Source organism: Listeria valentina (genome assembly GCF_011800755.1).
GTDB classification, from domain to species: domain Bacteria; phylum Bacillota; class Bacilli; order Lactobacillales; family Listeriaceae; genus Listeria; species Listeria valentina.
In genome coordinates, this window is record NZ_JAATJW010000096.1 from 1 (window position 1) to 5,418 (window position 5,418).

Here is a 5,418-nt window from a genome sequence, read left to right on the forward strand (position 1 = left end):
ACCCCCATTTGTAACACTAACAACCCCCATTTGTAACACTAACAACCCCCATTTTATTTTACGGGTTCCATTTGTTGTGATATGCTTTTTTTGAGGTGAATTATATGGCAAATGAAACTGTTATTTATAAAAATGAATTAAATTTTGTTCCAATGCGAAAATTTGATAGCGCTGAAATGGATATTTTTTTTGCTATCTGTTCAAAAATGAAAGATAAAAATTTAGAATCTGTCACTTTTAGTTTTGAACAATTGCGTGAACTAAGTAATTATTCTTCTCGTTCCATTTCACGATTTACCAACGACTTAGAAAATATTTATAAAAAGATGCTTCAACTGACTTATTGGGAACAAGAAGAAAATAAAAAATCATACTTCGTCTTATTTACTGGATTTACTATTGATTTTGCTGAACAAAAAATTGAAATTTCTACTAATCCAAAATTAAGTCATATTCTCAATCAGTTAGAGAGTGAGTTTACAAAATATGAATTAGCTGAATTTACTGAGATACGGTCAAGTTATGCCAAGTCAATGTATCGTTTATTAAAGCAATATAGACTTACAGGATATTATAAAACCTCCGTGGAAACTTTTCGTGCTCTGTTGGATGTTCCAAAAAGTTATCAGATGACTAAAATTACTGAAAAAGTATTGAAACCAATACTTAAAGAACTAACAATCTATTTTCAAAATCTAAAAATCACTAAAATCAAAGAACGTGGGAAAAACAAAATTGCCTTCCTGGAGTTTACCTTTTTACCTGAAAAACGGTACGACGTCCCTAACTGGAAATCACCATCCACTCAATCTAAAGAAACGCTTCCTGAATGGGCAAAGGAAACCTATATTCCCGAAAAGCCTACTCTCCAACCGTTTGAAGAATGGCAATCCATTCAACAGAAGCTAGCCGAATACGGACACGAGCTTCATGAAACGTATAACGATGTCGTCCAAAAATATATGCAGGATATGCAGGAATGGGAAGAACGCTATGGACAATAAAACCATTCGAGAACTGGCGGAAGAATTGAACGTTTCCAAGCAAGCCATTCGCAAACGACTAACACCCGAATTTCGCAAACGGTTTGCGGTAACTAACGGGAACCAGATTACCATTTCACCTAAAGGTGTTTCCTTGATATACCAAAGCTTTACGACCCATTCAGGTGGTAACGCAAACGCAAACGTTACTGGGAACCAGTTTGCGAATTCGCAAACCCAAGTTACCGATTTTTCACACCTAGAAACCTACATTCAAAGTCTAGAAAACCAACTCCAAAAAAAAGATGACCAACTTCAACAACAAGCAGAAGCTAAAGACCTTCAAATTGCCAACTTACAAAAACTTTTAGATCAACAACAACAATTGCTCCAGCTGGAGCAAAAGAAAAATCAATTATTCCTGGAAGAAGCCAAACAAGAAAGCGAACAAGCTTCTAACACCAAAAGTCATTTTTTCAAACGTTTATTTTCTCGCTCATGAGTCTGGTTGCCCATGAAGAAGGAGAAGAAAGAACAGACGATTTTCACCAGTCAAAAAAAGAAAAACTTTTTTTGAGGGTAAAACCGGAAGTATTTCCATTTCTTTACCTTGCTAAAGGGCACTGAAAGTCTTTCTGTTGCAAGCTATTTCAGATTTGAGACCCTGCCATTTGACGGCCAGGTACTAATCCAGGAATTGTCCAGAAACAAGCAGGCTATTGGCCTAGTCATAACACCTTATTGGCTGTTAGAAAATGAGGAACTAAAAGCGCGAAACAAGGGCGACAAAATCCAGGCTTTTTGCACACGTTGCGGAGCAATGTATAAGTGCGCCCTTGGACGCTAACTCATAGGAAAAAGCAAAGACACTAGCTATCTCTGCTGTACTTTTTGTTTCATTTTGCACAAGAAAAAAAACAAGCATCCGAAGACATTTGTTTTTCTCACACAAGTATTTAAAATTTTTGCTACTCGAGACGATAGCAAAGTGGATTATACATCTAAGCGAACCTATGAACAAGTTCTTTTTTCACAAACTATTTCTTTTTCAAAAACGCCTAACAACGCCTTTTATCCAGTAGCCACCAGGTAGACCAATCGTTTTTCACAAAGTAGGTTCGTACGAACCCTTGGCGCTGTAAGCACTTCCTAGAAGATGCATTATGTTAACTAGTTTTTTGCACAAAAAAAGCTCACAAAAATGTGAGCATCCTGGATAAAAGGCGTTTATTCCCTTTGCCCAACAAACAGAAACCTGCAGCTTGTTTTAAAGCCGTTTTTAGTTTAGCTAATGCATGGCTTTTTGTAAAGCTTTAATACAGGCGATTTCGGTTAAAGATTTGAGCTTCCCGTGCTCGCGCATCGGCTATTATTTCCTCCATGGTCTGTGCTTGTTTATTAGCATCTGTCATCGACGTTTCTTTGGGAGCTTTAGTCTTTTTCTCTTTCATAATTTCTATATAGCTTTTCGTAGGGGTTTTAAACATCTTGTCTAGCTCTTCAGAATAACTGAATGTTCTTACATCCTTGCCAGCTGTGAAGCTTAGCCTTTTATCATTATTTATATACCCATCAATACTTAATCCAATTGGATTAAATTCCTCGTTTGTAAACGTGACGCTTTTATAACTTGGTACATTATATTTAAGATAAACTATCACTTTTTCTTCCTGTTCATTAAAAAAAGCTCGTTCTTTTTTTTCTTGTTCTTTGTGTTTCACAAAAAAATACCCTCCTACCATGGATAAGATTATGACAATTAGAATAACTACTAGTATAATAAATTTAGTTCGTTTAGACATAAAAGACCTCCAGAGATGAAAGGATGATTATTTTGGCTACAAAAAAAGTTTTTACTGATGAAGAATACTTTAGGCTTTCTGAAATTGTTTATCAAGATAAAACCCTAAATGCGAAAAAATTTGATATTTCTCTAGAAAACGGCTCAAAACGAAGTTGGAAAGTAGTTGCTAAACTCAATGATAGACCTACTAATACGCAAGCATTTGCTGTAGTTCCTCAAGAAAAAGGGAAAGACGGTAAACTTCACTACAATTATGATAACATGGTTTTTACTTATAGGGGCAGTAAAGAGATATGGGACATTATTCGAACCGATACGATTAATGTTTTTGCTGGCTCAAAAGCTCGTACGAGCTTAGACCGAAAATCTAAAAATGCCTTTCAAGTTTCCAAAGATTGGACAGATACGGTCCTTAAAAAATATAAGCCAAGCAACCCTACATCATCAGGACATAGTTTAGGGGCAGGACTATCCCATTACAACTCCGTTATTCATGATTTTAGCGCGACTACATTTGCAGGCCCCAATGTTTATCGACTATTACCTGAGAAATACCAAAAAAAAGTACGTGAAGGTTACTACGATAAGTCTATCGTAGATTATACCCACAATGATGACATGATCGGAAATTATGAACAGATGGGTGCTCCCCTAATTGGCTCCCAATATGTAGCTAAACGAAACACTGTTGATGTGGGTTTAAAAGGGGTTTTTGGCGCGATTCCAGGACACTATAACGAAACCTTCGAAGGCTGTTTTTCAGCTGACGGGGCAATGGAACTAAAAATCGATACCGAGGGGATTATACGAGTGGCACAAGATATTGACCGTGTACTTCACGAACTCCAACAAGCGAAAAGTGACCTGGAGCATATTGAAGAAGACCACAAAAAAAAATCGCAAAAAATCCGAAATAAACTCGATGACCGAACAGGACTAGGCGGTCGCTATAGCGAGCTTACTTCCTGGAACGTCGATGACGTTTTAACGGAGTTAAGTACCCGTTATCAAAATGGGACTTATTGCTACTACGACCCAGAAGAATTTGAACGATACTATCAAAAAAATCTGGCAACCCAAAAACAATTAAAAGCCTTTCAAGCTGAACTCATTGAGGCAGCCAAGACGTTTCGAGAAAAAGATACGCAGCTGGGCAATTGGATAGCAGCCAACAGCAAAGGCTGGTGATCCTTGATGTATGGAGATACTTATCAACGAGAACGCGCAAAAGCGATGGGAGATACAAACTATGAAAGTCAGTATCAACTCAAACTCGTTCAAGAAAAGCTTCAAAAAAAGGACTTATCAGCAAGTGAGCGTTCTACTCTCTTGTCTACAGAAAGCGAACTCAAAAAACAAATTCAATTAAAAATCCTTCAACAAGATGCTAAATCCGATGTTAAGCAACTAGTGGAACAGTCTAAAGAAGAGCTTCCAGCTGTTCAAAAAGAGCAAGAAAAGGCAGAGAATGAACTTAAAGCGATTCAGGAGCAATTAGCTGTGGCTTTCGAAGCGAAGACAGGGGAAGCCATACAAAAATGGTTAAAGAACATGCGAAAAAAAGAATTGGACGAAGCAGACGACCAACTTAAAACATGCCAGAAAAGTTTCCGACTGGACTGATCCAAGTAAAAAAAGCCCTCAGACGACGCAAGAGACGTTTTGAGAGCTTTTTATTCCGTTCGAATGTTTTTATATGGATACCCATTAAAATTGCTCATACGTCCTTGTGATTCGTTTAAAACGATTTTTACTTTTTGTTCACTTCTCGTTGTATGTAGCTGTCTAAAACGTGACACGTTTTTTTCGACCCTCATGCTTACAGGCGCAGTGGATTTGTCATTTTCATTGTCCATTTCTACCCCCCTGTTAGTAGGGGGGGGTTACGGTCGCGATAAAGGCGAACGCTTTTCGCTGTCGCTAGCGACTGTCGTCGCTACGCGCCCGCCTTCATCGCGAATAGCCCTTTCGGAAGGGCTGAAAAAAAGAAGCATGAGGTTGTCAAAGAACAGAACGAGCACTTATTTCTTTCAGTCTACCAAATCGTGCACTTTTATGCAAAAAGCGCTTTTTTTCTACCCCACACGTCATAGGGGGGTGGAGTTTCAGGACTTTAGATTCATTTTTTCAGGATAAACCCTACGGGTTATGCGTTTTTACTTTTTAAAAAACGTGACACGTTTTTAGCCTGTTTGAAAAGGGTTGTTAGGGCTTGCCCTGACCGACGAAGTCGCCTTCACTTTTCCCATATAACGGCAAAGCCAGGTTAAAAACATACCAAATCCTAGGTTTTCGCCTAAACTAGGCATGTTTATAGACGTCTTTTGCCAACGAGCGGGAGCGAGGCGGAGTGGAACGGAGAAATTTTTTTAAATGTGAGCCGTTTTTGGGCTCACTCCTTTATGATTTTAAGGTTTTTAGGATGGGGATTTTTGCGGTAGCAAAATATCCTTTTTTTGTTTTGCAGAAGTCAGGTTCTTTTTATATATCTTTTTAAAATCTTTTTAAAACCTTTTTAGGGCACATCTCAGACATAGAGTGCCAACTCTTTTCAGCTAGTAACAACCCCCATTTGTAACACTAACAACCCCCATTTGTAACACTAACAACCCCCATTTGTAACACTAACAA

At 38.1% G+C, this 5,418-nt stretch carries 6 protein-coding genes; 4 read left to right on the top strand and 2 right to left on the bottom strand.

What is annotated here, in order from left to right; genetic code table 11:
• Positions 1-104 precede the first annotated feature (104 nt).
• Positions 105-1,004 (top strand): replication initiation protein, encoded by a 900-nt coding sequence (locus HCK02_RS13095; protein ID WP_167630546.1) that lies wholly within the window; start codon positions 105-107, stop codon positions 1,002-1,004.
• Positions 994-1,485, top strand: a complete 492-nt coding sequence (locus HCK02_RS13100) for a DNA-binding protein (RefSeq protein ID WP_167630547.1) — start codon at positions 994-996, stop codon at positions 1,483-1,485. Before HCK02_RS13095 ends, HCK02_RS13100 begins: the two co-directional genes overlap by 11 nt.
• 811 nt (positions 1,486-2,296) lie before the next feature.
• On the opposite strand, the gene HCK02_RS13105 is transcribed toward HCK02_RS13100, so the two are convergent.
• Positions 2,297-2,704, bottom strand: coding sequence for a DUF1433 domain-containing protein (locus HCK02_RS13105; RefSeq protein ID WP_246215606.1), 408 nt, complete (start codon positions 2,702-2,704; stop codon positions 2,297-2,299).
• Positions 2,705-2,817: 113 nt separating this feature from the next.
• Here HCK02_RS13105 and HCK02_RS13110 point away from each other — a divergent pair, with 113 nt between their 5' ends.
• Both HCK02_RS13110 and HCK02_RS13115 read left to right on the top strand, forming a co-directional pair.
• On the top strand, positions 2,818-3,975 hold the full coding sequence (locus HCK02_RS13110; RefSeq protein WP_343034611.1) for a hypothetical protein: 1,158 nt from the start codon (positions 2,818-2,820) through the stop codon (positions 3,973-3,975).
• Between the two features lie 6 nt (positions 3,976-3,981).
• Positions 3,982-4,410: a hypothetical protein gene (locus tag HCK02_RS13115; RefSeq protein WP_167630550.1), complete on the top strand. Its 429-nt coding sequence runs from the start codon at positions 3,982-3,984 to the stop codon at positions 4,408-4,410.
• 50 nt (positions 4,411-4,460) lie between these two features.
• On the opposite strand, the gene HCK02_RS13120 is transcribed toward HCK02_RS13115, so the two are convergent.
• Entirely contained in the window at positions 4,461-4,643 is a 183-nt protein-coding gene (locus tag HCK02_RS13120; RefSeq protein ID WP_167630551.1) for a hypothetical protein, read from the bottom strand.
• Positions 4,644-5,418: the final 775 nt, after the last annotated feature.